Origin of the sequence: Pseudomonas sp. HN2-3 (assembly GCF_020691745.1) — a bacterium.
Lineage (GTDB): Bacteria > Pseudomonadota > Gammaproteobacteria > Pseudomonadales > Pseudomonadaceae > Aquipseudomonas > Aquipseudomonas capeferrum.
Genome location: NZ_CP085704.1, coordinates 1,019,675 through 1,045,713 on the forward strand (window position 1 = coordinate 1,019,675; position 26,039 = coordinate 1,045,713).

The 26,039-nt window shown below is 62.8% G+C and carries 31 protein-coding genes; 19 read left to right on the top strand and 12 right to left on the bottom strand.

Going from position 1 to position 26,039, the window contains the following annotated elements; translation table 11 throughout:
* Positions 1-2 precede the first annotated feature (2 nt).
* Positions 3-1,442, top strand: a complete 1,440-nt coding sequence (gene tldD / locus LJX93_RS04595; protein ID WP_033701116.1) for a metalloprotease TldD — start codon at positions 3-5, stop codon at positions 1,440-1,442.
* A 34-nt stretch (positions 1,443-1,476) separates the two neighbouring features.
* Here tldD and yjgA read toward each other — a convergent pair whose 3' ends face one another.
* Entirely contained in the window at positions 1,477-1,998 is a 522-nt protein-coding gene (gene yjgA, locus LJX93_RS04600) for a ribosome biogenesis factor YjgA (protein WP_033701114.1), read from the bottom strand.
* Between the two features lie 108 nt (positions 1,999-2,106).
* On the opposite strand from yjgA, the gene pmbA reads away from it, so the two are divergent.
* From pmbA to LJX93_RS04630, 6 genes are all read left to right on the top strand, one after another.
* Positions 2,107-3,453, top strand: coding sequence for a metalloprotease PmbA (gene pmbA / locus LJX93_RS04605; protein ID WP_033701112.1), 1,347 nt, complete (start codon positions 2,107-2,109; stop codon positions 3,451-3,453).
* Between the two features lie 137 nt (positions 3,454-3,590).
* Positions 3,591-3,992: a hypothetical protein gene (locus LJX93_RS04610; RefSeq protein ID WP_033701111.1), complete on the top strand. Its 402-nt coding sequence runs from the start codon at positions 3,591-3,593 to the stop codon at positions 3,990-3,992.
* Positions 3,985-5,361 carry a class II fumarate hydratase gene (locus LJX93_RS04615; RefSeq protein ID WP_033701110.1) on the top strand — a complete coding sequence of 459 codons (1,377 nt, stop codon included), beginning with the start codon at positions 3,985-3,987 and terminating at the stop codon, positions 5,359-5,361. The genes LJX93_RS04610 and LJX93_RS04615 overlap by 8 nt, the downstream gene beginning before the upstream one ends.
* Positions 5,362-5,382: 21 nt before the next feature.
* Positions 5,383-5,844, top strand: a complete 462-nt coding sequence (locus LJX93_RS04620; protein ID WP_033701108.1) for a hypothetical protein — start codon at positions 5,383-5,385, stop codon at positions 5,842-5,844.
* A 1-nt stretch (position 5,845) separates the two neighbouring features.
* On the top strand, positions 5,846-6,457 hold the full coding sequence (locus LJX93_RS04625; protein WP_033701107.1) for a superoxide dismutase: 612 nt from the start codon (positions 5,846-5,848) through the stop codon (positions 6,455-6,457).
* Between the two features lie 11 nt (positions 6,458-6,468).
* Positions 6,469-7,362 (top strand): ZIP family metal transporter, encoded by an 894-nt coding sequence (locus LJX93_RS04630; RefSeq protein ID WP_047581410.1) that lies wholly within the window; start codon positions 6,469-6,471, stop codon positions 7,360-7,362.
* 5 nt (positions 7,363-7,367) lie between these two features.
* Here the strand turns inward: LJX93_RS04630 and LJX93_RS04635 are convergent, their stop codons facing one another.
* From LJX93_RS04635 to LJX93_RS04680, 10 genes are all read right to left on the bottom strand, one after another.
* Entirely contained in the window at positions 7,368-7,640 is a 273-nt protein-coding gene (locus tag LJX93_RS04635; RefSeq protein ID WP_033701105.1) for an HPr family phosphocarrier protein, read from the bottom strand.
* Between the two features lie 20 nt (positions 7,641-7,660).
* Positions 7,661-8,515, bottom strand: a complete 855-nt coding sequence (gene rapZ, locus LJX93_RS04640; protein WP_033701103.1) for an RNase adapter RapZ — start codon at positions 8,513-8,515, stop codon at positions 7,661-7,663.
* 2 nt (positions 8,516-8,517) lie between these two features.
* Positions 8,518-8,982: a PTS IIA-like nitrogen regulatory protein PtsN gene (gene ptsN / locus LJX93_RS04645; RefSeq protein WP_033701102.1), complete on the bottom strand. Its 465-nt coding sequence runs from the start codon at positions 8,980-8,982 to the stop codon at positions 8,518-8,520.
* A 12-nt stretch (positions 8,983-8,994) separates the two neighbouring features.
* On the bottom strand, positions 8,995-9,303 hold the full coding sequence (gene hpf / locus LJX93_RS04650) for a ribosome hibernation-promoting factor, HPF/YfiA family (RefSeq protein WP_033701100.1): 309 nt from the start codon (positions 9,301-9,303) through the stop codon (positions 8,995-8,997).
* Between the two features lie 82 nt (positions 9,304-9,385).
* The gene (locus LJX93_RS04655; protein WP_033701099.1) at positions 9,386-10,879 is read right to left on the bottom strand and encodes an RNA polymerase factor sigma-54; all 1,494 of its coding nucleotides are present in this window, start codon (positions 10,877-10,879) and stop codon (positions 9,386-9,388) included.
* 175 nt (positions 10,880-11,054) lie between these two features.
* Complete coding sequence (gene lptB, locus LJX93_RS04660) at positions 11,055-11,780, bottom strand: LPS export ABC transporter ATP-binding protein (protein ID WP_033701098.1); 726 nt, start codon at positions 11,778-11,780, stop codon at positions 11,055-11,057.
* Positions 11,781-12,305 (bottom strand): lipopolysaccharide transport periplasmic protein LptA, encoded by a 525-nt coding sequence (gene lptA / locus LJX93_RS04665; RefSeq protein WP_033701097.1) that lies wholly within the window; start codon positions 12,303-12,305, stop codon positions 11,781-11,783.
* On the bottom strand, positions 12,292-12,864 hold the full coding sequence (gene lptC / locus LJX93_RS04670) for an LPS export ABC transporter periplasmic protein LptC (protein WP_227696793.1): 573 nt from the start codon (positions 12,862-12,864) through the stop codon (positions 12,292-12,294). The genes lptA and lptC overlap by 14 nt, the downstream gene beginning before the upstream one ends.
* Before the next feature lie 8 nt (positions 12,865-12,872).
* Positions 12,873-13,397 (bottom strand): KdsC family phosphatase, encoded by a 525-nt coding sequence (locus tag LJX93_RS04675; RefSeq protein ID WP_033701094.1) that lies wholly within the window; start codon positions 13,395-13,397, stop codon positions 12,873-12,875.
* Positions 13,398-14,372, bottom strand: coding sequence for a KpsF/GutQ family sugar-phosphate isomerase (locus LJX93_RS04680; protein ID WP_033701093.1), 975 nt, complete (start codon positions 14,370-14,372; stop codon positions 13,398-13,400).
* Between the two features lie 248 nt (positions 14,373-14,620).
* Here LJX93_RS04680 and LJX93_RS04685 point away from each other — a divergent pair, with 248 nt between their 5' ends.
* From LJX93_RS04685 to hisC, 10 genes are all read left to right on the top strand, one after another.
* Positions 14,621-15,430, top strand: a complete 810-nt coding sequence (locus LJX93_RS04685) for an ATP-binding cassette domain-containing protein (RefSeq protein ID WP_033701092.1) — start codon at positions 14,621-14,623, stop codon at positions 15,428-15,430.
* On the top strand, positions 15,430-16,227 hold the full coding sequence (gene mlaE / locus LJX93_RS04690) for a lipid asymmetry maintenance ABC transporter permease subunit MlaE (protein ID WP_033701089.1): 798 nt from the start codon (positions 15,430-15,432) through the stop codon (positions 16,225-16,227). The genes LJX93_RS04685 and mlaE overlap by 1 nt, the downstream gene beginning before the upstream one ends.
* The gene (gene mlaD / locus LJX93_RS04695) at positions 16,227-16,712 is read left to right on the top strand and encodes an outer membrane lipid asymmetry maintenance protein MlaD (protein WP_016501327.1); all 486 of its coding nucleotides are present in this window, start codon (positions 16,227-16,229) and stop codon (positions 16,710-16,712) included. The genes mlaE and mlaD overlap by 1 nt, the downstream gene beginning before the upstream one ends.
* 9 nt (positions 16,713-16,721) lie before the next feature.
* Positions 16,722-17,369: a phospholipid-binding protein MlaC gene (locus LJX93_RS04700; protein ID WP_033701088.1), complete on the top strand. Its 648-nt coding sequence runs from the start codon at positions 16,722-16,724 to the stop codon at positions 17,367-17,369.
* Positions 17,366-17,668, top strand: a complete 303-nt coding sequence (locus LJX93_RS04705) for a lipid asymmetry maintenance protein MlaB (protein ID WP_033701086.1) — start codon at positions 17,366-17,368, stop codon at positions 17,666-17,668. The genes LJX93_RS04700 and LJX93_RS04705 overlap by 4 nt, the downstream gene beginning before the upstream one ends.
* Positions 17,669-17,787: 119 nt before the next feature.
* Positions 17,788-18,027, top strand: coding sequence for a BolA family protein (locus tag LJX93_RS04710; RefSeq protein ID WP_003255121.1), 240 nt, complete (start codon positions 17,788-17,790; stop codon positions 18,025-18,027).
* 23 nt (positions 18,028-18,050) lie between these two features.
* Positions 18,051-19,316: a UDP-N-acetylglucosamine 1-carboxyvinyltransferase gene (gene murA, locus LJX93_RS04715; protein ID WP_033701085.1), complete on the top strand. Its 1,266-nt coding sequence runs from the start codon at positions 18,051-18,053 to the stop codon at positions 19,314-19,316.
* 170 nt (positions 19,317-19,486) lie between these two features.
* Entirely contained in the window at positions 19,487-20,122 is a 636-nt protein-coding gene (gene hisG / locus LJX93_RS04720) for an ATP phosphoribosyltransferase (RefSeq protein ID WP_033701084.1), read from the top strand.
* A 136-nt stretch (positions 20,123-20,258) separates the two neighbouring features.
* Positions 20,259-21,584 (top strand): histidinol dehydrogenase, encoded by a 1,326-nt coding sequence (gene hisD / locus LJX93_RS04725; protein WP_033701083.1) that lies wholly within the window; start codon positions 20,259-20,261, stop codon positions 21,582-21,584.
* A 2-nt stretch (positions 21,585-21,586) separates the two neighbouring features.
* Entirely contained in the window at positions 21,587-22,633 is a 1,047-nt protein-coding gene (gene hisC / locus LJX93_RS04730) for a histidinol-phosphate transaminase (RefSeq protein WP_156310381.1), read from the top strand.
* Positions 22,634-22,720: 87 nt separating this feature from the next.
* On the opposite strand, the gene LJX93_RS04735 is transcribed toward hisC, so the two are convergent.
* A complete protein-coding gene (locus tag LJX93_RS04735; RefSeq protein WP_033701081.1) occupies positions 22,721-23,902 on the bottom strand; it encodes an alkaline phosphatase family protein in 1,182 nt (393 codons plus the stop codon).
* A 138-nt stretch (positions 23,903-24,040) separates the two neighbouring features.
* Here LJX93_RS04735 and LJX93_RS04740 point away from each other — a divergent pair, with 138 nt between their 5' ends.
* Complete coding sequence (locus LJX93_RS04740) at positions 24,041-24,691, top strand: FadR/GntR family transcriptional regulator (RefSeq protein WP_033701080.1); 651 nt, start codon at positions 24,041-24,043, stop codon at positions 24,689-24,691.
* A 13-nt stretch (positions 24,692-24,704) separates the two neighbouring features.
* Positions 24,705-25,985: a CynX/NimT family MFS transporter gene (locus tag LJX93_RS04745; protein ID WP_033701078.1), complete on the top strand. Its 1,281-nt coding sequence runs from the start codon at positions 24,705-24,707 to the stop codon at positions 25,983-25,985.
* Positions 25,986-26,039 lie beyond the last annotated feature (54 nt).

Consider the following 26,039-nt stretch of genomic DNA (forward strand, 5'->3'; position numbering starts at 1 on the left):
CTATGAGCCAGATGTTATCCACCGTCAGCGAGCAGCTCCTGGCCCCAGGCGGGTTGACCCTGGACAGCCTGCAGGCTGTGCTGGGTGAGTTGGCCGGCCCGGGCATCGATGCCGCCGACTTGTATTTCCAGGGCCAGATCTCGGAAACCTGGGCGCTGGAGGACGGCATCGTCAAAGAGGGCAGCTTCAACCTCGACCAAGGCGTGGGCGTGCGTGCCCAGTCCGGTGAAAAGACCGGCTTCGCCTACAGCAACGCCATCAACCTGGAGGCACTGACCTCGGCGGCCCGTGCCGCGCGTTCGATCTCCCGTGCCGGGCAGAATGGTACGGTCCAGGCTTTCCGCAGCCAGGATGTGACGGCCCTGTATGCGCCGGACAACCCCCTGGATGTGCTCAGTCGGGCCGAAAAGGTCGACCTGCTCAAGCGTGTCGATGCCGCCACCCGCGCGCTGGACCCGCGTATCCAGCAGGTCAGCGTGAGCATGGCCGGGGTCTGGGAGCGCATTCTCATCGCGGCGGCCGATGGCAGCCTGGCCGCCGACGTGCGCCCGCTGGTGCGCTTCAACGTCAGCGTCATCGTCGAACACAATGGCCGCCGCGAGCGCGGTGGCCAGGGTGGCGGCGGGCGTACCGACTACCGCTTCTTCACCGAAGAGAAGGTCATGGGTTATGCCCGTGAGGCGTTGCGTCAGGCCCTGGTGAACCTGGAGGCGATTCCTGCCCCGGCGGGCACCTTGCCCGTGGTGCTGGGGCCGGGCTGGTCGGGCGTACTGTTGCATGAAGCGGTGGGCCATGGCCTGGAAGGCGACTTCAACCGCAAGGGCAGCTCGGCGTTCAGCGGCCGGATCGGTGAGCAGGTGGCGTCGAAACTGTGCACCATCGTCGACGACGGCACCCTTGAAGGCCGCCGCGGTTCGTTGAGCGTGGATGACGAGGGCACCCCGACCGAGTGCACCACGCTGATCGAGAACGGTGTGCTCAAAGGCTACATGCAGGACAAACTGAACGCCCGCCTGATGGGCATGGCCGTGACCGGCAATGGCCGCCGCGAATCCTACGCCCATCTGCCGATGCCGCGCATGACCAACACCTACATGCGCGCGGGCGAAAGCGACCCGCAGGAAATCATCGCTTCGGTGAAGAGGGGCATCTATTGCGCCAACCTGGGCGGTGGCCAGGTGGATATCACCAGCGGCAAGTTCGTCTTCTCCACCAGTGAGGCTTACCTGATCGAAGACGGCAAGATCACCGCGCCGGTCAAGGGTGCAACGCTGATTGGCAACGGGCCGGAGGCGATGAGCCGGGTGTCGATGGTCGGCAATGACCTGGCGCTGGACAGTGGCGTCGGCACGTGCGGCAAGGATGGGCAGTCGGTGCCGGTAGGGGTTGGGCAGCCGACGTTGAAACTCGATGCGATTACCGTCGGCGGGACCGGGGCGTGACAGGTGTGGGGGCTGCGCAGCAGCCCCTGGGCAATCAGCGCAATCCGCGCTGCAGCTCGTCGAGGTCGCGGATGTACTTGAACACCTTGCGCGCGGCGGCAGGCGGTTTGTTACGCGCCTTCTCGTGCTGGGCATGGCGGATCAGCGAGCGCATTTGCTGGCGATCGGTATCGGGGTACTCGTTGACGAAGCGTTCGAGGTCTTCGTCATTGCCGTCGATCAACCGGTCGCGCCAGCGCTCCAGGCCGTGGAAACGCTCGTTGTACTGGCGGGTCGAGCTGTCCATCTGTTCGAGCAAGGCATGGATGGCATCCAGGTCCTGCACACGCATCAGCTTGCCGACAAACGACATGTGGCGTTTGCGGGCACCGTGAGCGGTGTGCTTGCTGGCCTCGGCCAGCGCCTTGCGCAGCTCGTCGGTCAACGGCAGGCGTGCCAGGGTGTCGGCCTTGAGCGTAGTGAGGCGCTCGCCGAGTTCGACCAGTGCATGCAGTTCGCGCTTGATCTGGGTTTTGCTTTTTTCGCCGTCGAAGGCGTCGTCGTTTGAATCAACCATGGTGGCAGTCCGCTAGAAATCGCCGCCATGATAACCAGTCGGGGGCCGCTTGTCCGGCCCGGTCGTAGAATGACCCTCGCCGAACGCAGAATTTGAGTGGAGAGAACCATGAGTGCAGTCCAGAGCGTAGGTCCGAAAGACCTGCCAGCCTTGCAGGAGCAGGTCGAAGCGATCATCGCCGAAGCGCGTCGCCAGGGCGCCAGTGCCTGCGAAGTGGCGGTCTCGCTGGAGCAAGGCCTGTCCACCACGGTGCGTCAGCGCGAGGTCGAAACGGTCGAGTTCAACCGTGACCAGGGCTTTGGCATCACCCTCTATGTCGGCCAGCGCAAAGGCTCGGCCAGTACCTCGGCAAGTGGCCCCGAGGCGATCCGCGAAACCGTAGCCGCCGCGCTGGCGATCGCCAAGCATACGTCCGAAGACGAATGCTCCGGCTTGGCCGACGCCGCCCTGATGGCCCGCGATATCCCGGACCTGGACCTTTACCACGACTGGGACATCGAACCCGAGAAGGCGATCGAGATGGCCCTGGCTTGCGAGGCCGCGGCGTTCGACGCCGATTCACGCATTCTCAATGCCGATGGCACCACGCTCAACACTCACCAAGGGTGCCGAGTGTATGGCAACAGCCACGGCTTCATCGGCAGCTACGCCTCGACCCGACACAGCCTGAGCTGCGTGATGATCGCCGAGGGTGATGGCCAGATGCAGCGTGACTACTGGTATGACGTAAACCGCCAGGGCAATTTGTTGGCCGACCCGCGCAGCATCGGCCAGCGTGCGGCCCAGCGTGCGGCCAGCCGCCTCGGCGCGCGCCCGGTGCCGACGTGCGAAGTGCCGGTGCTGTTCTCGGCAGAGCTCGCCGGCGGCCTGTTTGGCAGCTTCCTGTCGGCCATTTCCGGCGGCAACCTGTACCGCAAGTCGTCGTTCCTTGAAGGCACTATCGGGCAGCGGCTCTTCCCAAGCTGGCTGACCCTCGATGAGCGCCCGCATATTCCCCGGGCCTTGGGCAGTGCTGCGTTCGACGGTGACGGCCTGGCGACCTACGCCAAACCGTTCGTCGACAAGGGTGAGCTGGTGTCGTACCTGCTGGGGACCTATTCCGGGCGCAAGCTCGGCCTGCCCAGCACGGCCAACTCCGGTGGTGTGCACAACCTGTATGTGACCCACGGCGTCGAGGACCAGGCGGCCCTGATCCGCCGGATGGGGCGTGGCTTGCTGGTGACCGAGTTGATGGGGCATGGCCTGAACATGGTCACGGGCGACTATTCGCGTGGGGCTGCAGGCTTCTGGGTCGAGAACGGCGAGATCCAGCATGCGGTCCAGGAAGTGACCATCGCCGGGAACATGAAGGACATGTTCCAGCAAATCGTGGCGATCGGTAGCGATCTTGAGACCCGCAGCAATATTCACACGGGCTCGGTGCTGATCGAACGGATGACCGTTGCCGGCAGCTGAGTGGCCGCCTGATCTACAAAACCCGGCCTGCGCGCCGGGTTTTTTTATACCTGCTTACTCCCTGCTTTGGTCGATGCCCTCTTGAAGTGATTCTATTTATCACTTAATAATGAATATCATTACCCGGTTGCTTGGCGATGGTGTTCATGAAATCCGTCCTCCACGAGTTGCCCTACCTGGAAAACTGGCGCTGGCTCAGCCGGCGCATTCGCTGCGCGCTCGAGCCCGATGAGCCGCGCCTGATCGAGCACTACCTGGCCGAAGGCCGCTACCTGGTGTGCTGCACCGAAACCTTGCCATGGACGGTGGCCCTGACCTCCTTTCGCCTGCTCCTGGATACCGCTTGCGACCGCATGCTGCCCTGGCATTGGCGCTGCCTGTGCCTGGACCAGGCCTGGCGACCCTTGCTCGACCTGCGCAACCTCGACCGCCGCGAACAGAACCAGCGCTGGCAGCCCTACGCCCTGCAATTGGCCAATTGCGTGCTGCTGCCTTCGATTTCTCCCGATGAACTGATGCAAGGATTAGACGATGAGTAATACCCGTATCGAGCGTGACAGCATGGGTGAGCTGCAGGTGCCTGCCGAGGCCCTGTATGGCGCCCAGACCCAGCGCGCGGTCGACAACTTCCCGGTCAGCGGCCAGCGCATGCCGGCCCAGTTCATTCGCGCATTGCTGCTGGCCAAGGCCGCAGCGGCCAAGGCCAACATCGAGCTGGAGCAGGTGAGCGCGGAGCAAGGTCAGGCCATCGTCAAGGCAGTCGAACAACTGCTGGCGGAAGATTTCATCCAGCATTTCCCGGTGGATGTGTTCCAGACCGGTTCCGGCACCAGTTCGAATATGAACGCCAACGAGGTGATCGCCACCCTGGCGACCCGCGTGCTGGGTAATGCGGTCAATGCCAACGACCATGTGAACTGCGGCCAGAGCAGCAACGACATCATCCCGACCACCATCCATGTCAGTGCCGCCCTGGCGCTGCACGAGCAACTGCTGCCAGCGTTGCGTCACCTGGTACAGGTGATCGAGGCCAAATCGCAGCAGGTACACCCATTCGTCAAAACCGGCCGTACCCACCTGATGGACGCCATGCCCGTGCGCATGAGCCAGGTGCTCGACGGCTGGGCAGCACAAATCAAAGGTGCGCAGGCGCACATCGAGGCGACCCTGCCGAGCCTGCAGGCGCTGGCCCAGGGTGGCACGGCGGTGGGGACGGGCATCAACGCCCACCCACAGTTCGCTGCCGGCTTCGCGCGCCAGCTCAGTGCCCTGACCCAGGTCGAGTTCACCCCTGGGCAGAACCTGTTTGCCCTGATCGGCTCGCAGGACACCGCCGTAGCCCTTTCCGGCCAGCTCAAGACTGCTGCGGTGGCGCTGATGAAAATCGCCAACGACCTGCGCTGGATGAACTCCGGCCCGTTGGCCGGCCTTGGCGAGATTGAACTGCAAGGCCTGCAGCCTGGCTCTTCGATCATGCCGGGCAAGGTCAACCCAGTGATCCCGGAAGCCACTGCCATGGTGGCTGCGCAGGTCATCGGCAATGACGCGACCATCGCCATCGCTGGACAGTCGGGCAACTTCGAGCTGAACGTGATGCTGCCGGTGATCGCCCGCAACCTGCTGGAAAGCATCGAACTGATGGCCAACGTCAGCCGCTTGCTGGCCGACAAGGCCATCGCCACGTTCAAGGTCAATGAAGGCAAGCTCAAGGAGGCGCTGGCGCGCAACCCGATCCTGGTCACGGCGCTGAACCCGATCATCGGCTATCTCAAGGCCGCCGAAATCGCCAAGACCGCCTACAAGCAGGGCCGCCCGATCATCGATGTGGCGCTGGAGCATACCGACTTGTCGCGCGACCAACTGGAAGCGCTGCTCGACCCGGAAAAACTCACCGCCGGCGGGATCTGACCCCGGCGCAGGAGACACGCCATGCAGCACTGGAAACGCACCACCGAAATGGCCAACCACCTGTTCGAGCAAGGTGAGTGGGTCGATGCACGGGAACACTACCTGCAAGCCCTGGCGCTGGCCCAGGTGCTGTTCGAGCGCTGGCATGACGTCGACGAAGCGGTGGCGGTGTTCGTCATCGCTCACCACAACCTGGCCGACCTGCACCTGCGCCTGAACCAGCCGCACGAGAGCGCCGACTACCTGTGCTCTGCGCATCAGCGCCTGCTGCAGGCCAGCCAGGAGGCCCGCTTGCCCCAGGCGCTGCGCGATGCCGCGCTGCGCCACAGTGGGCGCACCTACACCGAGTTGCTGAATTTCATCGCCGAGTACGGCCAGTACCCGCGCACCGAGCGCCTGCTCAACCGTCACGCACCCGAGGCCAGCGCGCTGGCCGCGAAGGCAGACGTGACACCCAGACCCCACGCTTACGGAATCCACTGACATGCCACACACCTTGCCTGCGTTGCCCTATGCCTACGATGCGCTGGAACCGCACATCGATGCCCAGACCATGGAGATTCACCACAGCAAGCATCACCAGACCTATATCAACAACCTCAACACCGCTATCGAAGGCACCGAATGGGCCGAGTGGCCGGTGGAGCAGTTGGTCGGCGCGGTCAAGCAGTTGCCAGAGAAGCTGCAGGCTGCGGTGATCAACCAAGGGGGTGGCCACGCCAACCACACGCTGTTCTGGACCGTGATGGCGCCACAGGGTGGCGGCCAGCCGCACGGTCAGGTGGCCAAGGCAATCGAAGCCGAGCTAGGTGGTTTCGACGCCTTCAAGGACGCGTTCACCAAAGCGGCACTGAGCCGCTTCGGCAGTGGTTGGGCCTGGCTCAGCGTCACCCCGGAAAACAAGCTGGTGGTTGAAAGCAGCGGCAACCAGGACAGCCCGCTGATGCACGGTAATACGCCGATCCTGGGGTTGGACGTGTGGGAACACGCTTACTACCTCAAGTACCAGAACCGTCGCCCTGAATACATCGGTGCCTTCTACAACGTCGTCGACTGGGCGGAAGTAGAACGTCGTTATCTCGAAGCCTTGAAGTGAGTCGATCCGGTATGCGTTCACAGGTGTTGTCCGTCAGCAGCGTGCGTCTGTTTCGCCTGGCGATAGGAACCTTGCTGTTGCTGGTCGGCACTGCGCTGTTGATGGCGCAGGGCATTGCCTGGCTGGGCCTGGAACCGCGCATGTTGCGCGCCCTCGAGGGGGGCGCACTGTGCGCGTTGGGGACGGCGCTGGGCGCGGTACCGGTGTTGGTGATACGTAATATGCCGGTGGCCCTGGCCGACACACTGCTGGGCTTCGGCGCCGGCGTGATGCTGGCGGCCACCGCGTTTTCCCTGATCATTCCGGGGTTGGAAGCGGCTCAAGGTATCGGCTTCAGCCCCTGGGGCGCGGGCGGCCTGATCAGCTTTGGCTTGATGTTCGGCGCCTTGTGCCTGTTTCTGGTCGACCTCAAGGTTTCCGGCGCCTCGCCGGAAGCCTTGGTCGGCACGGATAACCAGCCAGTGATCGCCGCGCGAATCTGGCTGTTCGTGATTGCCATCATTGCCCACAACATTCCTGAAGGCATGGCCATCGGCGTGTCGGCGGGTGGCGGTATGGCGGATGCCGACAGCCTGGCCATGGGCATCGCCTTGCAGGATGTGCCTGAGGGCCTGGTGATAGCGCTGGTGCTGGCGGGGGCGGGCATGCCGCGGTTCAAGGCGTTTCTGATCGGAGCCGCTTCAGGCCTGGTCGAACCCGTGGCTGCGGTGATCTGTGCCTGGCTGGTCAACGTAGCCGAACTGCTGCTGCCGTTGGGGTTGGCGTGTGCGGCGGGAGCGATGCTGTTGGTGGTGACCCAGGAAATCATCCCTGAGTCGCGCAGCAATGGGCATCACCGCTTGGCCAGCCTGGGGCTGTGTATCGGTTTCTGCCTGATGATGGTGATGGATACCGCGATGTCCTGAGCGGTTTACTCGCCTTCGTCGAAGTAGTTGTTGATCAGCTCGATCAAAGCTTCCAGCGCTTCGTTGTCCTGTTCGCCTTCGGTCAGCAGGTGCACCTGGGTGCCTTTGCCTGCCGCGAGCATCATCACTGCCATGATGCTTTTGCCGTCCACCAGCTTGTCGGGCGCGCGGCCCACGCGCACCTGGCAGGGGAAGCGCCCGGCCACGCCGACGAACTTGGCTGCCGCCCGGGCATGCAGGCCCAGCTTGTTGATGATGGTGATTTCGCAGGCGGGCATCGTGGGGTGGATCCTGTGGGCTAGAGGTCGCGGTGGCGGACCTGGACGTTTTTCAGTGATTGCTGCAGCAACTCGCCGAGGCGTTCGGTCAGGTACACCGAGCGGTGATGGCCGCCGGTGCAGCCGATGGCGATAGTGACGTAGGCGCGGTTGCTGGCGGCGAAGCGGGGCAGCCATTTGAGCAGGTAGCTGGAAATGTCGTTGAACATCTCTTCGACATCCGGCTGGGCGGCGAGGTAGTCGATCACCGGCTGATCGAGGCCGGAGTGCTCACGCAGCTCGGGCTTCCAATAGGGGTTGGGCAGGCAGCGCACATCGAACACCAGGTCGGCATCGACCGGCATGCCGCGCTTGAAGCCGAACGATTCGACCAGAAACGCAGTGCCAGGCTCTGGCTGGTTGAGCAGGCGCAGCTTGATCGAGTCGCGCAGTTGGTAAAGGTTTAGGCTGGTAGTGTCGATTTTCAGGTCAGCCAGATCGGAGATCGGCCCCAGCATGTCGCTCTCGACCCGTATTGCCTCTGCCAGGGAACGGTTGGCATTGGTCAGCGGGTGGCGCCGGCGCGTCTCGGAGAAGCGTTTGAGCAGCGTATCTTCGTCGGCGTCCAGGTACAGCACGTCGCATTGGATGTGCCGCGCTCGGGCCTCTTCGAGCAGTTCGGGGAAACGCGACAAGTGGCTGGGCAGGTTGCGCGCGTCAATCGACACAGCGACCTTGGGTTGCAGCAACTCGGTATTGATCAACGCGTTTTCCGCCAGCTGCGGTAGCAGGCCGGCGGGCAGGTTGTCGATGCAATAGAAACCGTTGTCTTCCAGCACATCGAGGGCGGTGCTCTTGCCGGAGCCGGACCGGCCGCTAACGATGATCAGACGCATGTTCAGGGCTCGCTCTGGACGTCCAGGACAACCTGGTACAGGGCCTCGTTACTGCTGGCTGCACGCAGACGATCACGAACCTCTTTGCGATCGAGCATGCTGGCAATCTGGCGCAGCAGTTCCAGGTGCGCATCGGTGGCAGCTTCGGGCACCAGCAGGACGAACAGCAGGTCCACGGGTGCGCCATCGATGGCGTCGTAGTCGATCGGTGCCTCCAGGTGCAGCAAGGCGCTGACGGGGGCGGTGCATCCTTCGAGCCGGCAGTGGGGGATGGCGATGCCGTTGCCGAACCCGGTCGAGCCGAGTTTTTCACGGGCGACCAGTTTTTCGAAGACGTCTTGCATCTCCAGTTCTGGCACTTGGTCGGCGATGACAGTGGCGACCTTTTCGAGGGCGCGCTTCTTACTGCCGCCCGGCACGTTCACGAGGGAACGGCCGGGGGTCAGGATGGTTTCAAGTCGGATCATGGATGAGGGGGATCAGCGGGCAGCCGTGCCTTGCAGCAGGCTTTGCTGTTTTTCCTTGTGTTTTTTCAGTTGGCGGTCGAGCTTGTCGGCCAAGGCGTCGATCGCTGCATACATGTCTTCGTGTTCCGCGTTGGCGACCACTTCACCGCCAGGAATCTGCAGGGTCGCTTCGACCTTCTGCTGCAGCTTCTCGACCTTCATGATGACCTGCACGTTGGTAATCTTGTCGAAGTGACCCTCCAGGCGCTTGAGTTTCTGCTCGATATAGTCGCGCAGCGGCGGGGTGACTTCTACATGGTGTCCACTGATGTTGACTTGCATACAGCTTCTCCTTTGTTGCCCGTGCATCATAAAGAGGCAGGTCTTGCACCTGCCCCGCAAATGCTGTGGCACATACCAGGGGCTACATCAGTCGCTTGCGCTCGCTCGACGGTGCGATGCCGAGAGACTCGCGGTACTTGGCGACGGTGCGACGGGCTACCTGGATGCCTTGTGCCTCCAGTAAACCAGCGATCTTGCTGTCACTCAATGGCTTTTTCTGATTTTCCGCCGCAACCAGTTTCTTGATGATCGCGCGGATCGCCGTGGACGAGCATTCTCCGCCTTCGGCGGTGCTCACATGGCTTGAGAAAAAGTATTTCAGTTCGTAGATACCGCGGGGCGTGTGCATGTATTTCTGCGTGGTGACCCGCGAAATGGTCGACTCGTGCATGCCCACCGCTTCGGCAATGTCATGCAGCACCAAGGGCTTCATCGCTTCGTCGCCATGGTCGAGAAAACCGCGCTGATGCTCGACGATCTGCGTGGCGACCTTCATCAGCGTTTCGTTGCGGCTCTGCAGGCTCTTGATGAACCAGCGCGCTTCCTGCAGCTGGTTGCGCATGAAGGTGTTGTCGGCGCTGGTGTCGGCGCGTCTGACAAAGCCTGCGTACTGCGGGTTGACGCGCAGCCGCGGGATCGCCTCCTGGTTCAGCTCGACCAGCCAGCGCTCACTGTCCTTGCGCACGATGACGTCGGGCACGACGTACTCGGGCTCGCTCGATTCGATCTGTGAACCGGGGCGCGGGTTGAGGCTTTGCACCAGTTCGATGACCTGGCGCAGTTCGTCTTCCTTGATCTTCATGCGCCGCATCAGCTGGCTGTAGTCGCGGCCACCCAGCAGGTCGATGAAGTCGGTGACCAGGCGCTTGGCCTCGGCCATCCAGGGGGTGCTGGCCGGTAGCTGACGCAGTTGCAACAGCAGGCATTCGCCGAGGTTGCGTGCACCGACGCCGGCAGGCTCGAACTGCTGGATGCGGTGCAAGACCGCTTCGACCTCGTCCAGCTCGATATCCAGTTCAGGGTCGAAACCGGCGCAGATCTCCTCCAGGGTGTCTTCCAGGTAGCCCTGGCCATTGATGCTGTCGATCAGAGTGACGGCGATCAGGCGATCGGTATCGGACATCGGCGCCAGGTTCAGCTGCCACAGCAGGTGGCTTTGCAGGCTCTCGCCGGCCGATGTGCGGGTGGTGAAGTCCCACTCGTCGTCATCGTTGCTTGGCAGGCTGCTGGCGCTGGTCTGGTAGATGTCTTCCCAGGCGGTGTCGACCGGCAGCTCGTTGGGGATGCGCTCGCTCCACTCACCGTCTTCCAGGTTTTCGGCACTGGCGGTGCTTTCCTGGAAGCTGTTGTCCTGGGCTTCGGCGGCCGGTTTGCTCTCGGCGTTATCGGCCATCGGGTCGCTATTGTCGAAGTCCTCGCCGTCTTCCTGACGTTCGAGCATCGGGTTCGACTCCAGCGCTTCCTGGATTTCCTGTTGGAGGTCCAGGGTGGACAGCTGGAGGAGGCGGATGGCCTGTTGCAACTGAGGAGTCATCGTCAGTTGCTGGCCCATTTTTAGGACGAGCGATGGTTTCATGGCAGGGGCTTAATACCTTGTTCGCCGGCGCGCATGCGCCATCCACTACACGAGGGCGCCGGAGCGCCAAATTCAAGCAAGTTTTATGCCTTAAATTGTAGCGTTTGCCTAGAGCACCGTAACAACTTAAACCCCGTCAAGGGTTATTTGCCGGTGCTCCAGGTGCGTCCCGGGGTCAGAGTCGGAACTCGTGACCCAGGTAAACCTCTTTGACCAGGTCGTTGGCCAGGATGGTCTCGGCATCGCCTTCGGCGATCAGTCGGCCATCATTGACGATATAAGCGGTTTCGCAGATATCCAAGGTCTCGCGCACGTTGTGGTCGGTGATCAGTACACCGATGCCCTTGGCCTTGAGATGGTGGATGATCTGCTTGATGTCGCCGACCGAAATCGGGTCGACACCCGCGAAGGGTTCGTCCAGCAGGATGAACTTCGGTGCGGTTGCCAAGGCCCGGGCGATCTCGACGCGGCGGCGTTCGCCACCCGAGAGGCTCATGCCGAGGTTGTCGCGGATGTGGCTGATATGGAACTCCTGCAGCAGGCTTTCCAGCTCCTTGCGGCGGCCGTCGCGGTCGAGTTCCTTGCGGGTCTCGAGGATCGCCATGATGTTGTCGGCCACCGACAGCTTGCGGAAGATCGAAGCTTCCTGCGGCAGGTAGCCGATACCGGCGCGGGCGCGACCGTGCATGGGCTGGTGGCTGACATCGAGGTTGTCGATCAGCACGCGCCCTTGCTCAGCCTGGACCAGGCCGACGATCATGTAGAAGCAGGTGGTCTTGCCGGCGCCGTTGGGGCCGAGCAGGCCGACGATCTGGCCACTGTCGATCGACAGGCTGACATCGCGCACGACCTGCCGACCCTTGTAGCTCTTGGCCAGGTGCTGGGCTTTAAGGGTTGCCATTTACTCGGCCTTCTTCTTGGGCTGGATCACCATGTCGATACGCTGACGCGGTGTAGTCACGTTGCCACCGCGACCGGCGGTCGCCACCTGGGTCTGGGTGTTGTAGACGATTTTCTCGCCTTCGGTGGTGTTGCCTTCGTTTTCGACCTTGGCGCGGTCGGTGAGGATCACCAGGTCCTTCTGCGACTGGTACTGGATAGTCACACCCCAGCCCTTCATCTTGTCCGGCTTGGCGGCGCTCTGTTGCTGCTCGAAGTAGGCCAGGTTGCCTACCGAGGTCACCACGTCGATATCGCCGGTGGCGGAGCGGGTGATGGTCACGGTGTTGCCAGTGATTTTCATCGAGCCCTGGGTGATGATCACATCGCCGGTGTAGGTGGCCACACCCTGCTTGTCGTCCAGATGGGCATTGTCGGCCTGGATACGGATCGGCTGATCACGGTCGTTCGGCAGTGCGAAGGCGCTCGCGCTTCCCAGTGCTGCGCTCAGGCTGAGCAAAAGGGGGAGGGTTTTAACGAGCCTCATACTGTCCTCTTACGTTAGAGAGCAGGTCCATCCTGCCTTCTTTCAAATACGCTTTCATTCCTTTGCCCGTAGTTGTGCCACCGGCGCCGTCGATTCTAACGGCTTGCTCGGTCTGCGCATATTGCTTCTGCGGGAACACGGTCATGCGTGAGCTGGTAATGATGGTCTCACGCTGCTTTTCGTCGATGCGGGCAACGCGTACCTGGTCGATCAGCTCGACCTCGGTACCGTCCGGATTGACCTCGGCGCGGGCGCTCTGCACGTGCCATGGGTACTCGGTGCCGCGGTACATATGCAGGTCGGGCGTGGTCAGCAGGGTGATTTCGCTGGCCTTGAGGTGCTCGACCTTGTCGGCGGTCATTTCATACTGCAGTTTGCCGTCGGGCAAGAATTGCAGGCTGTGGGCGTTGGTCGCGTAGTAGTCGATAGCGCTATCGTCGACCTGGCTCACCGGCTTGTCGAGGAAGCTTTCCGGGCTGACGTTCCAGTAGCCGATCGCCACCAGCAGGGCGGCGATGACCCCGAGCAGCGCAAAGTTGCGGACTTTCTTGCTGAACATGGGCAGCCTTACAGGTAGTTGGCGTTGGCAGCGTCCAGGGTGCCCTGGGCCTGCATGATCAGTTCGCAGAATTCACGGGCGGCCCCTTCGCCGCCGCGCGCCTGGGTCACGCCCTGGGCGTGCTGGCGAACGAACGGCGCGGCGTTGGCTACCGCCATGCCCAGGCCCACGCGGCGAATCACCGGCAAGTCTGGCAGGTCGTCGCCCAGATAGGCGACCTGATCATAGCTTAGGCCCAGTTCGGCGAGCAGGCCGTCAAGAACCACCAATTTGTCCTCGCGGCCCTGGAAAAGGTGAGGAATACCGAGGTTCTTCGCGCGGCGCTCGACCACCGGGGTCTTGCGCCCGCTGATGATTGCGGTGGTTACGCCCGAGGCCATGAGCATCTTGATGCCCTGGCCATCGAGGGTGTTGAAGGTCTTGAATTCGCTGCCATCTTCGAGGAAATAAAGGCGACCGTCGGTGAGCACGCCGTCGACGTCGAACACCGCCAGCTTGATGGCCTTGCCCCGTTGCATGAGGTTCTGGTTCATTTACATCACTCCGGCGCGCAGCAGATCGTGCATGTTAAGGGCACCGGTCGGCCGGTCGTCGCGGTCCACGACCACCAGGGCGCCGATCTTGTGGTCTTCCATGATCTTCAGGGCTTCGGCAGCGAGCATCTCGGCGCGGGCAGTCTTGCCGTGCACGGTCATCACGTCGTCGATCAGCGTGGTGTGCACGTCGATATTGCGATCGAGGCTGCGGCGCAGGTCGCCGTCGGTGAACACCCCGGCCAGGGTGCCATTGGCTTCGACGATCACGGTCATGCCCAGGCCTTTGCGGGACATTTCAAGGAGTGCGTCCTTGAGCAGGGTGCCGCGTGCCACCTGGGGCAGTTCGTCGCCGGTGTGCATGACATTCTCGACCTTGAGCAGCAGGCGACGGCCCAGCGCGCCACCGGGGTGCGAGAAGGCGAAGTCCTCGGCAGTGAAGCCGCGGGCTTCGAGCAGGGCGATCGCCAGGGCATCGCCCAGTACCAGCGATGCCGTGGTGGAGGAGGTCGGCGCCAGGTTCAGCGGGCAGGCCTCCTGGGCAACACGGGCGTCGAGGTTGACCTCGGCGGCCTGGGCCAGGGGCGAATCAGGGTTGCCGGTGAGGCTGATCAGCTTGATGCCCAGGCGCTTGATCAAGGGCAGCAGTGTGACGATTTCGGCGGTGCTGCCGGAGTTCGACAGGGCCAGGATGACATCGTCGCGGGTGATCATGCCCATGTCGCCATGGCTGGCCTCGGCCGGATGCACGAAAAACGCAGGCGTGCCAGTGCTGGCCAGGGTGGCGGCGATCTTGTTGCCGATGTGCCCGGACTTGCCCATGCCGACCACGACGACCCGGCCCGTGCTTGCCAGGATCAGTTCGCAGGCCTTGACGAAATTGTCGTCGATGCGCGCCAACAGGGCCTCTACGGCCTCGAGTTCCAGGCGCAAGGTGCGTTGGGCGGATTGGATCAGCTCGCTGGATTGGCTCATGTCGAAAAAGCAATGCCTGATGAAAAGGCGGCGATTATAGCCGCAATGAAAGAAACCCTCACCCTTTCGATTGCTGTGACGAATGTCATCAAAGCCTGTCTTAGGGCTGAACGACTCGCTCCCCGGCCTTGGGGCGGCGCTGTCAGCGGTGCTATAGTTCGCCGCTATTCGGCCTGCCACGGGCGCGTGTGCCTTCAAGAAGAGGGCCGGCGTCCATTAGGACGAGGCTGCACTAGCAAGGAGTCTAGATGAGTGTGGATAGCGCCTACGCGGTCGAGTTGAAGGGGGTATCCTTCAAGCGCGGTTCGCGCAGCATTTTCAGCAATGTCGACATCCGCATCCCGCGCGGCAAGGTCACCGGCATCATGGGGCCATCGGGTTGCGGCAAGACCACGTTGCTACGCCTGATGGGCGCGCAGTTGCGCCCGTCCGGTGGTGAGGTGTGGGTAGCGGGGCAGAATCTGCCGACGCTGTCGCGCAGCGACCTGTTCGACGCGCGCAAGCAGATGGGCGTGCTGTTTCAGAGTGGCGCGCTGTTCACTGACCTCGATGTGTTCGAGAACGTCGCCTTCCCGCTGCGCGTGCATACCCAGCTGTCGGAAGAAATGATCCGTGACATCGTGCTGATGAAGCTGCAGGCCGTGGGCCTGCGCGGAGCCATCGACCTGATGCCCGACGAGCTGTCCGGTGGCATGAAGCGCCGGGTGGCGTTGGCCCGTGCGATTGCCCTGGACCCGCAGATCCTGATGTATGACGAGCCGTTCGTCGGCCAGGACCCGATCGCCATGGGCGTATTGGTGCGCCTGATCCGCCTGCTCAACGATGCACTGGGCATCACCAGCATTGTCGTTTCCCACGACCTGGCCGAAACCGCCAGCATTGCCGACTATATCTACGTGGTCGGTGATGGTCAGGTGCTGGGGCAGGGCACGCCCGACGAACTGATGGGCTCGGACAACCCGCGTATTCGCCAGTTCATGAAGGGCGATCCGGACGGTCCGGTACCCTTCCACTTTCCCGCGCCTGATTACCGCGCCGACCTGCTGGGGGCGCGTTGATGCGCAGAAAATCCTTACTCGAACGTGTTCGCCTGTTCGGTCGCTCGGCGATCGACGTGGTGGCGGTGCTCGGGCGTTCCTGCCTGTTCCTGTTTCACGCGCTGGTCGGGCGTGGCGGCATTGGCGGTGGTTTCCAGCTGCTGACCAAGCAGCTGTATTCGGTGGGCGTGCTGTCGCTGGCGATCGTTGCCGTGTCCGGTGTGTTCATCGGCATGGTGCTGGCGCTGCAGGGTTACAGCATCCTGACCAAGTACGGTTCGGAGCAGGCGGTCGGGCAGATGGTTGCCTTGACCCTGCTGCGTGAGCTCGGGCCGGTGGTGACCGCCTTGCTGTTCGCTGGCCGTGCGGGCTCCGCGCTGACCGCCGAGATCGGCAACATGAAGTCCACCGAGCAGTTGTCTAGCCTCGAGATGATTGGCGTCGACCCGCTCAAGTACATCATCGCGCCGCGATTGTGGGCCGGTTTCATCTCGCTGCCGCTGTTGGCGCTGATCTTCAGCGTGGTCGGCATCTGGGGTGGTTCGTGGGTCGCAGTCGACTGGCTGGGCGTGTACGAGGGCTCGTTCTGGGCCAACATGCAGAACAGTGTTTCCTTTACCGACGACGTGTTGAACGGCTTGATCAAGAGCCTGGTGTTCGCCTTCGTCACCACCTGGATTGCCGTGTTCCAGGGGTACGACTGTGAGCCCACCTCAGAAGGGATCAGCCGCGCCACCACCAAGACCGTGGTCTATGCCTCGTTGGCAGTCCTGGGTCTGGACTTTATTCTGACCGCCTTGATGTTTGGAGATTTCTGATGCAAAACCGCACCCTGGAAATCGGTGTCGGCCTGTTCCTCCTGGCCGGGATCCTGGCGCTGCTGCTGCTGGCCCTGCGTGTCAGCGGGCTGTCGGCCAGCCCGAGCAGTGATACCTACAAAGTTTATGCGTACTTCGACAATATCGCCGGTTTGACGGTCAGAGCTAAAGTGACCATGGCCGGTGTGACGATCGGCAAGGTCACCGCCATCGATCTGGACCGTGATTCCTACACCGGTCGGGTGACGCTGCAGCTGGACAAGACCGTCGACAACCTGCCGACCGACTCCACTGCCTCGATCCTGACCGCCGGGTTGCTGGGCGAGAAGTACATCGGCATCAGCGTGGGCGGCGAAGATCAGGTGCTCAAGGATGGCGCGACCATCCACGACACCCAGTCGGCCCTGGTGCTGGAAGATCTGATTGGCAAGTTCCTGCTCAACTCCGTTGGCAAGGAACCGAAAGAAGCGCAACCGGCTAATTAAGGAGTTTCCATGATTTCGATCCTGCGACGTGGCCTGCTGGTCCTGCTGGCGGCCTTCCCCCTGCTGACCCTGGCGGCACAGACGCCCCACGAGGTGGTTCAAGGCACGACCAACGAACTGCTGGGTGACCTCAAGGCCAACAAGGAGCAGTACAAGTCCAACCCCAGCGCCTTCTACGATGCGCTCAACCGCATCCTCGGCCCGGTGGTCGACGCTGACGGTATTTCGCGCAGCATCATGACCGTCAAGTACTCGCGCAAGGCCACGCCTGAGCAGATGCAGCGCTTCCAGGAAAACTTCAAGCGCAGCCTGATGCAGTTCTATGGCAACGCCCTGCTGGAATACAACAACCAGGGCATCGTCGTCGATCCTGCCAAGGTCGATGACGGCAAGCGTGCCAGCGTCGGCATGAAGGTGACGGGCAACAACGGTGCCGTGTATCCGGTGCAGTACACCCTGGAGAACATCGCCGGCGAGTGGAAGGTGCGTAACGTCATCGTCAACGGCATCAACATCGGCAAGCTGTTCCGTGACCAGTTCTCCGACGCCATGCAGCGCAACGGCAACGACCTGGATAAAACCATCGACGGCTGGGCAGGCGAAGTGGCCAAGGCCAAGCAGGAAGCCGATCAATCGTCCGATAAGGTCGTGAAATGAGTGAAACCGGCGTAAGCATGGCCGAGCCGGGCGTACTGCGCCTGGCAGGCGTGCTGGACTATCGCAGTGGCCCGGCCTTGCGCAAGCAAGGCAAGGCGCTGGTCGAGGCTTCCAAAGAGCCGCGCCTGATCCTCGATTGCTCGGCGGTGGACAAGTCGTCGAGCGTCGGCCTGTCGCTGCTGCTGGCGTTCATCCGCGATGGCCAGGCCACTGGCAAGGTCTGCGAAGTGCGTGGAATGCCCGAAGACATGCGGGAGATTGCCGAGGTCTACGACCTCGATGAAGTGCTGGCCAGCTGATGGCCTGACACGGATGGATGGCCCCTCGGTCAGCGCAAACCTTCAGTGGGCTTCGCAGGCGAGGGGCTTTTTTGTATGATGGCCGACCCGTGCGCATCGGGCGCCGATTGAGGTTGAGCATGCAGGCCGTAGAAGTTAAAAGCTTCCTTGAAGAAAAATTGCCGGGATCCCGGGTCGAAGTTGAAGGCGAAGGCTGCAACTTCCAGTTGAACGTGATCAGCGACGAGTTGGCTGGCCTGAGCCCGGTCAAGCGTCAACAGGCGATCTATGCTCACCTTAATCCCTGGATCGCCAATGGCAGCATCCATGCGGTAACCATGAAATTTTTCAGCAGCGCAGCCTGGGCTGAGCGCACCTGAGCCAACTTGGCGGCGAGACTCCAATGGACAAACTGATTATTACTGGCGGTGCTCGCCTTGACGGCGAGATCCGCATTTCGGGCGCGAAGAACGCGGCCCTGCCGATTCTGGCGGCGACCCTGCTGGCTGACGGCCCGGTCACCGTGGGCAACCTGCCGCACCTGCACGACATCACCACTATGATCGAGCTGTTCGGGCGCATGGGCATCGAGCCTGTGATCGACGAGAAGCTGTCGGTGGAAATCGACCCGCGTACCATCAAGACGCTGGTCGCGCCGTACGAGCTGGTCAAGACCATGCGCGCCTCGATCCTGGTGCTGGGCCCTATGGTCGCGCGCTTCGGCGAGGCCGAAGTGGCTCTGCCTGGCGGTTGCGCCATCGGCTCGCGCCCTGTCGACCTGCACATCCGTGGCCTGGAAGCCATGGGTGCGAAGATCGAAGTCGAAGCCGGCTACATCAAGGCCAAGGCCCCTGAAGGTGGCTTGCGCGGTGCGCACTTCTTCTTCGATACCGTCAGTGTGACCGGTACCGAGAACATCATGATGGCCGCAGCCCTGGCCAAGGGTCGCAGCGTACTGCAAAACGCCGCGCGCGAGCCTGAAGTGGTCGACCTGGCCAACTTCATCAACGCCATGGGCGGCAAGATTCAGGGCGCCGGCACCGACACCATCACCATCGATGGCGTCGAGCGCCTTCACTCGGCCACCTACCGGGTCATGCCAGACCGTATCGAGACCGGTACCTACCTGGTCGCCGCTGCCGTCACCGGTGGCCGCGTCAAGGTCAAGGACACCGACCCGACCATCCTTGAAGCAGTACTGGAAAAACTCAAGGAAGCGGGCGCCGACATCAACACCGGCGAAGACTGGATCGAGCTGGACATGCACGGCAAGCGGCCCAAGGCTGTGAACCTGCGTACCGCGCCTTACCCGGCGTTCCCGACCGACATGCAGGCGCAGTTCATCTCGCTCAACGCCATCGCCGAAGGCACTGGCGCGGTGATCGAGACGATCTTCGAAAACCGCTTCATGCACGTCTACGAAATGCACCGCATGGGCGCGCAGATCCAGGTCGAAGGCAACACGGCCATCGTCACGGGCGTCAAGGCGCTCAAAGGTGCACCGGTAATGGCCACCGACCTGCGTGCTTCGGCCAGCTTGGTGCTGTCGGCACTGGTTGCCGATGGCGATACCCTGATCGATCGCATCTACCACATCGACCGTGGTTACGAGTGCATCGAAGAAAAACTGCAGATGCTGGGCGCGAAGATCCGTCGCGTACCGGGTTAAGAGTCTGCAGGGGCAGGGTGTGGGAGCGGGCTTGCCCCGCGAAGCAGCCACCGCGGTTATGGCACCGGCTTTGCCGGTGTTCGCGGGGCGAGCCCGCTCCCACACACGAATTGTATGCGACCGGGCTTAACGCCCGGTCGGCAGTAGCCGCTTAAGGACCGACGTTTCCCATGTTGACCATCGCGCTATCCAAAGGCCGAATTCTCGACGATACCCTGCCATTGCTGGCCGAGGCCGGTATCGTGCCGACCGAGAACCCGGACAAGAGCCGTAAACTGATCATCCCCACTACGCAGGACGACGTGCGCCTGCTGATCGTGCGTGCCACCGACGTGCCGACCTATGTCGAGCATGGTGCCGCCGACCTGGGTGTGGCTGGCAAGGACGTGCTGATGGAGTACGGCGGCCAGGGCCTGTACGAGCCGCTGGACCTGCAGATCGCCTGCTGCAAGTTGATGACCGCTGGCGTGGTTGGTGCACCCGAGCCCAAGGGCCGCCTGCGCGTAGCCACCAAGTTCGTCAACGTTGCCAAGCGTTACTACGCCGAGCAAGGCCGTCAGGTCGATATCATCAAGCTGTATGGCTCGATGGAGCTGGCCCCGCTGATCAACCTCGCCGACAAGATCATCGACGTGGTCGACACCGGCAACACCCTGCGCGCCAATGGCCTGGAGCCACAGGAAATGATCGCCACGATCAGTTCGCGCCTGGTGGTCAACAAAGCCTCCATGAAGATGCAGCATGCCCGGATCCAGAGCCTGATCGACACCCTGCGCAAAGCTGTCGAATCGCGACACCGCGGCTAAGACTCTCTACCTCCTGCGCGCGACCTCCGCTGTCGCGCCCGTCTATCCGCGTCATAGCCACTTTTCTCAGGTGCCCGCGCGGATGGACTGGTAGCCTAGGGCGCCTGAGCATTCGCTAATAATCGAGGCCCTCGCCATGACCGTGTCCACTGCAATTGCCCGTCTCAACGCCGCTGATCCGGATTTCGCCCGACATCTGGATCATCTGCTGAGCTGGGAAAGTGTGTCTGATGACGCGGTCAACCAGCGCGTGCTCGACATCATCAAGGCCGTGCGCGAGCGTGGCGATGCGGCGCTGGTGGAGTTCACCCAGCGTTTCGATGGTGTTCAGGCCACCCGCATCGAAGACCTGATCCTGGGCCGTGAGCGCCTTGAGCTGGCGCTGACCCGCATCACCCCGGCGCAGCGTGAGGCCCTGGAAAAGGCCGCCAACCGTGTGCGTATCTACCACGAGCGGCAGAAGCAGGACTCGTGGCAGTACACCGAAGCCGACGGCACCGTGCTGGGCCAGAAGGTCACGCCGCTGGACCGCGCCGGCCTGTATGTGCCCGGCGGCAAGGCGTCGTACCCGTCCTCGGTGCTGATGAACGCTATCCCGGCCAAGGTCGCAGGTGTGACCGAGGTGGTGATGGTGGTACCGACCCCGCGTGGCGAGGTCAATGAACTGGTCCTGGCAGCAGCCTGCATTGCCGGTGTCGACCGCGTGTTCACCGTCGGCGGTGCCCAGGCCGTCGCCGCCCTGGCGTATGGCACCGAGAGCGTGCCGCAGGTGGACAAGATCGTCGGCCCCGGCAACATTTATGTGGCGACTGCCAAGCGCCACGTGTTCGGCCAGGTCGGTATCGACATGATCGCCGGCCCTTCGGAAATTCTCGTGGTGTGTGACGGCCAGACCGACCCGGACTGGATCGCCATGGACCTGTTCTCCCAGGCCGAGCACGATGAAGACGCCCAGGCCATCCTGGTCAGCCCGGATGCCGAGTTCCTCGACCGCGTCGCCGCCAGCATCGACAAGCTGCTGCCGACCATGGAGCGCGCCGAGATCATCGAGAAGTCGGTCAATGGCCGCGGCGCGCTGATCCAGGTGCGTGACATGCAGCAGGCCATCGAAGTGGCCAACCGGATCGCCCCCGAGCACCTGGAGCTGTCGGTCGCAGACCCGCAAGCCTGGCTGCCGCAGATCCGCCACGCCGGCGCGATCTTCATGGGCCGCCACACCAGCGAAGCGCTGGGTGACTACTGCGCAGGCCCCAACCATGTGCTGCCGACGTCCGGCACTGCGCGCTTTTCTTCGCCACTGGGGGTGTATGACTTCCAGAAACGTTCGTCGATCATCTTCTGCTCCGAGCAGGGCGCGTCCGAGCTGGGCCACACCGCCTCGGTCCTGGCCCGTGGCGAGTCGCTGACGGCCCACGCCCGCAGCGCCGAATACCGTATCCTGACCCAAGCCAAGGGGAACTGAGCATGAGTCGATTCTGGAGCCCCTTCGTCAAGGACCTGGTGCCTTACGTGCCGGGCGAGCAACCCAAGCTGGCCCGCCTGGTCAAGCTCAACACCAATGAAAACCCTTATGGCCCGTCGCCCAAGGCGCTGGAAGCCATGCGTGGCGAGCTGAACGACAACCTGCGCCTGTACCCGGACCCGAACGGTGACCGGCTCAAGCAGGCGGTGGCCGAGTACTACGGGGTAACCCCTGGCCAGGTGTTCGTCGGCAACGGTTCGGACGAAGTGCTGGCGCACATCTTCCACGGTCTGTTCCAGCACGACGCGCCGCTGTTGTTCCCGGACATCAGCTACAGCTTCTACCCGGTCTACTGCGGCCTGTATGGCATCGCCTTCGAGCAGGTGGCGCTGGACGAGCAGTTCCAGATCCGTGTCGAGGACTACAACAAGCCTAACGCTGGCATTATCTTCCCCAACCCGAACGCGCCCACCGGCTGCCTGATGCCATTGCAGGCGGTCGAGCAACTGCTGCAAGCCAACCGTGATTCGGTAGTGGTGGTGGATGAAGCCTACATCGACTTTGGTGGCGAGACGGCCATCAGCCTGGTGGACCGCTATGACAACCTGCTGGTCACCCAGACCCTGTCCAAGTCGCGCTCGCTGGCGGGTTTGCGCGTTGGCCTGGCGGTCGGCCACCCGGACCTGATCGAGGCGCTGGAGCGGATCAAGAACAGCTTCAACTCCTACCCGCTGGACCGTGCCGCGATCGTCGGTGCGGCCGTGGCGTTCGAAGACCGTGCCTACTTCGAAGAAACCTGCCGCAAGGTGATCGACAGCCGGGAAGTGCTGGTCGAGCAACTGACTGCCAAGGGCTTCGAGGTGCTGCCGTCGGCGGCCAACTTCATCTTCGCCCGTCACCCGCAACAGGATGCGGCCGAATTGGCGGCGCGCCTGCGTGAGCAGGGGGTGATCGTGCGGCACTTCAAGCAGGCGCGGATTGCCCAGTTCCTGCGCATTACCATCGGTACCCCGGAAATGAACCAGGCATTGCTCGATGCGCTGAACTGATCAGGCAGGCTCAAGCAGCCGTCCGCTTTGATCGAACCCCGCCTGGCACTGGCTGCCAGGCGGGGTTTTTCATTCAGGGCGCAACGTTCAGTAGGCCACTTCCTCGATGTTGTAGGGTTGGCCGGCAGGCCTGTTGCGCACCGCCACCGGGGTGGCATCAAGTACCAGCACGTAGTCGTTGACGGTATCCATGCCGTCCGGGTCGGTCCATTGCCCGGCCGCGGCCGGTACTTGTGCAACCACATGCCCGTTCTTGAGGATGGTCAGGTAGCCCTTGGCGCTGCTGTGCCAGCGTAGACGCGCATTGGCTTCATCGGCCCTGGCCTTGCGCGCACCTGCCTTACCCAGCAGGGGGGGGCCGTCCAGTAGCCACTGGGCTTGCAGCGCCTGGCCCATGTGGCGCAGGACGGTGGGCGCCACCGAGGTCTGCGCGGCAAGGCAATAAAGGTTGTTTGGCCCGGGGTTTTCTTCTGGGAGGATGGGCTCGGTCAGCTCTTCGTTCATCGGTTTGTTGCTGGCGATGAAGGTGGTCTTTTCCTGCTCGGTGACGCCACCATGGCCCTTGCCCCGATAGTCGCGGCCATGGTCGGTACTGACAATCACCAGCCAGTCTTCTTGCGGGTGATTGAGGCGCCGTTCGTCGACCTTGTCCAGCAGTCTCCCCAGCCGGTTATCGGCATTGCGCAGTGCCTGTTGGTAGCGCTCGCCGAAGCCTGCAGCGTGGCCGGCTTCATCAGGTTCGCCCAGCTCAATGAAGGTGAAGTCGGCAGGCGTGCTGCCGAGAATCTGCAGTGCTCGCAGGGTGACCTGTTCATCGGACAAGCCGCTTTCGCGCACATCGTTGCCATGGGCATCTTCGAGCAAAAATGCGGTGTTGATGGGCGACCTGTGCACCACACTGGCGAGGTAGGCCGTCGGCAGTGCCTCACGCAGCCGCTTGAACAAGCTGGGAAATGCCGGGTCGACCCGCAGCGACTCGGCATTGGAGTCAACGCCATGCTTGTTGCTCCAGACCCCAGTGAGCAAGGTGACCCAGCCTGGGCCGCTGAGGGTGGGCTGCTCGCTGGCCTTGCCGGTGATGCCGCCGGTATAGGTGTACGCGTAATACAGACGTTGCTTCAGGTGGGTGGCATCGCCCAATGCCTCGTACTGTTCGAATTGCACACCTTGGATGCCGACGATCAGGGTTTTCGGTTCAGGCCCTTTTTGCGCGGGGCCGCAACCTGCCAGCAAGGCCAACGTCAGCAGAAGCAAGGCTGATGGTCGCATGGAGAGGCATCCTTGGAAGGTACAGCGAGCGTTGCAATAAAGTGCGCTGCTCACAACTGGCAGAAATACCAGGTGGTTTGCCGTCCAGAGCGCCATCCATTAAGCTTCGGTAATTCATCGGATGATTGGTTGAATGTGATGAGCGTAGCGTTGACCAAGCGTTCCCTGGTCGAACTCGCCGTGGAGCGCATGCGTGAGCGCATCCTTCAGGGCGACTGGCAGGTAGGGCAGCGACTGCCGACCGAGCCTGAGCTGGCCCAGGCGCTGGGCATCAGCCGCAACACCGTGCGTGAGGCCATGCGTGTGCTGGCGTTCAGTGGCCTGGTTGAGATCAGGCAGGGCGATGGCAGTTATCTGCGTGCTGTGCAGGACCCGCTGTTGGCTGTGCAGGCGATGTCGCGTTGCACGCCTGAACAGGCGCGGGAAACCCGCCATATCCTCGAGACCGAGGCCATCGGCCTGGCGGCGTTGCGCCGCACCGACGCAGACCTGAAGGCGCTGCGTGAAGCCCTTGAAGGCAGTGCCGGGCACTTTCACGGCGACATCGATGCCTACGTGACCTGCGACCTGGTGTTCCACCAGCGCCTGGTCGATGCCGCCCACAACCCTGCATTGAGTGAGTTGTACCGGTATTTCTCCGGTGTGGTAGCGGCAGCGCTGCAACACAACATGACCACCGTCCCACGCTGCCAGTCCACGTTCGATCTGCACGGGGAAATCCTCGATGCCATCGAACAACGTGATGCGGAGCGGGCCAAGCGCCTGAGCCGCACCCTCATCGAATCCTGACCCAGAGAAGGCCATGGCTGAATCCATCACCCGTAGCACCCCCACCGGCGAGCGGGAACTCGACGAACTGTTGATCGACGCCGAAGCCGATGACGAGCAGGTTCAGCAGCAGCCTGTGCTGCTGCGCAGGCCCTGGCTGTTGCTGCTGGGCCTGGTGCTGGTGGCGCTGAACCTGCGCCCGGCGTTGTCGAGCATGGCCCCGGTACTCGGCCTGGTTTCCGAGGGCTTGGGCCTGAGCGCGTCGCAGGCGGGCCTGCTGACCACCTTGCCGGTGCTGTGTCTGGGCTTGTTTGCGCCGCTGGCGCCGGTCCTGGCGCGGCGTTTTGGCAGTGAGCGGGTGATTTTCGGCATTCTCCTCACCTTGGCCTTGGGCATTGTGGTGCGCAGCGCGTTTGGGACGGCCGGGGTATTCTTGGGCAGCCTCATGGCCGGCGCCAGTATTGGCATCATCGGCGTGCTGTTGCCGGGCATCGTCAAGCGCGATTTCCCGCAGCACGCCGGGACGTTGACCGGCGTGTACACCATGGCCCTGTGCCTGGGCGCAGCCATGGCAGCCGGCGCCACGGTGCCCCTGGCTCAACGCTACGAGGGCAGTTGGGCGCTGGGGCTAGGCTTCTGGGCGGTGCCGGCACTGCTGGCCATGCTCGTCTGGATACCGCAGGCGCGCCAGGGGCACGGCCTGCACAAGGTTGCTTATCGGGTGCGTGGCCTTTGGCGCGACCCCTTGGCCTGGCAGGTGACCTTGTACATGGGCCTTCAGTCATCGCTGGCCTATATCGTCTTCGGCTGGTTGCCGTCGATTCTGATTGGCCGCGGCCTGACCCCGACCGAGGCGGGGCTGGTGTTGTCGGGGTCGGTGATCGTGCAATTGGTCAGCTCGCTCAGTGCGCCTTGGCTGGCAACACGCGGCAAGGATCAGCGCCTGGCTATCGTGATCGTCATGCTGGTTACCTTGGCCGGCCTGTTCGGTTGCCTGTATGCGCCGATTTCAGGGCTGTGGGGCTGGGCTGTACTGCTGGGCCTGGGGCAGGGCGGCACCTTTGCCCTGGCGCTGACGTTGATCGTGCTGCGTTCGAAGGATGCGCATGTGGCGGCGAACCTGTCGAGCATGGCACAGGGGGTAGGGTACACCCTGGCGTCGATGGGGCCGTTTGCAGTGGGCCTGGTGCACGATATGACCGGTGGCTGGGCGGCAGTGGGGTGGATTTTTGCCGTGCTGGGCATAGGTGCTATTGGTTTCGGGCTTGGCGCAGGGCGCGCGTTGCATGTGCAGGTGACCAGCGAAAAAGTCTGATGCTGATTCTGTCCATGCTGGCCCTTTCGCGGGGCAAGCCCGCTCCCACAATTG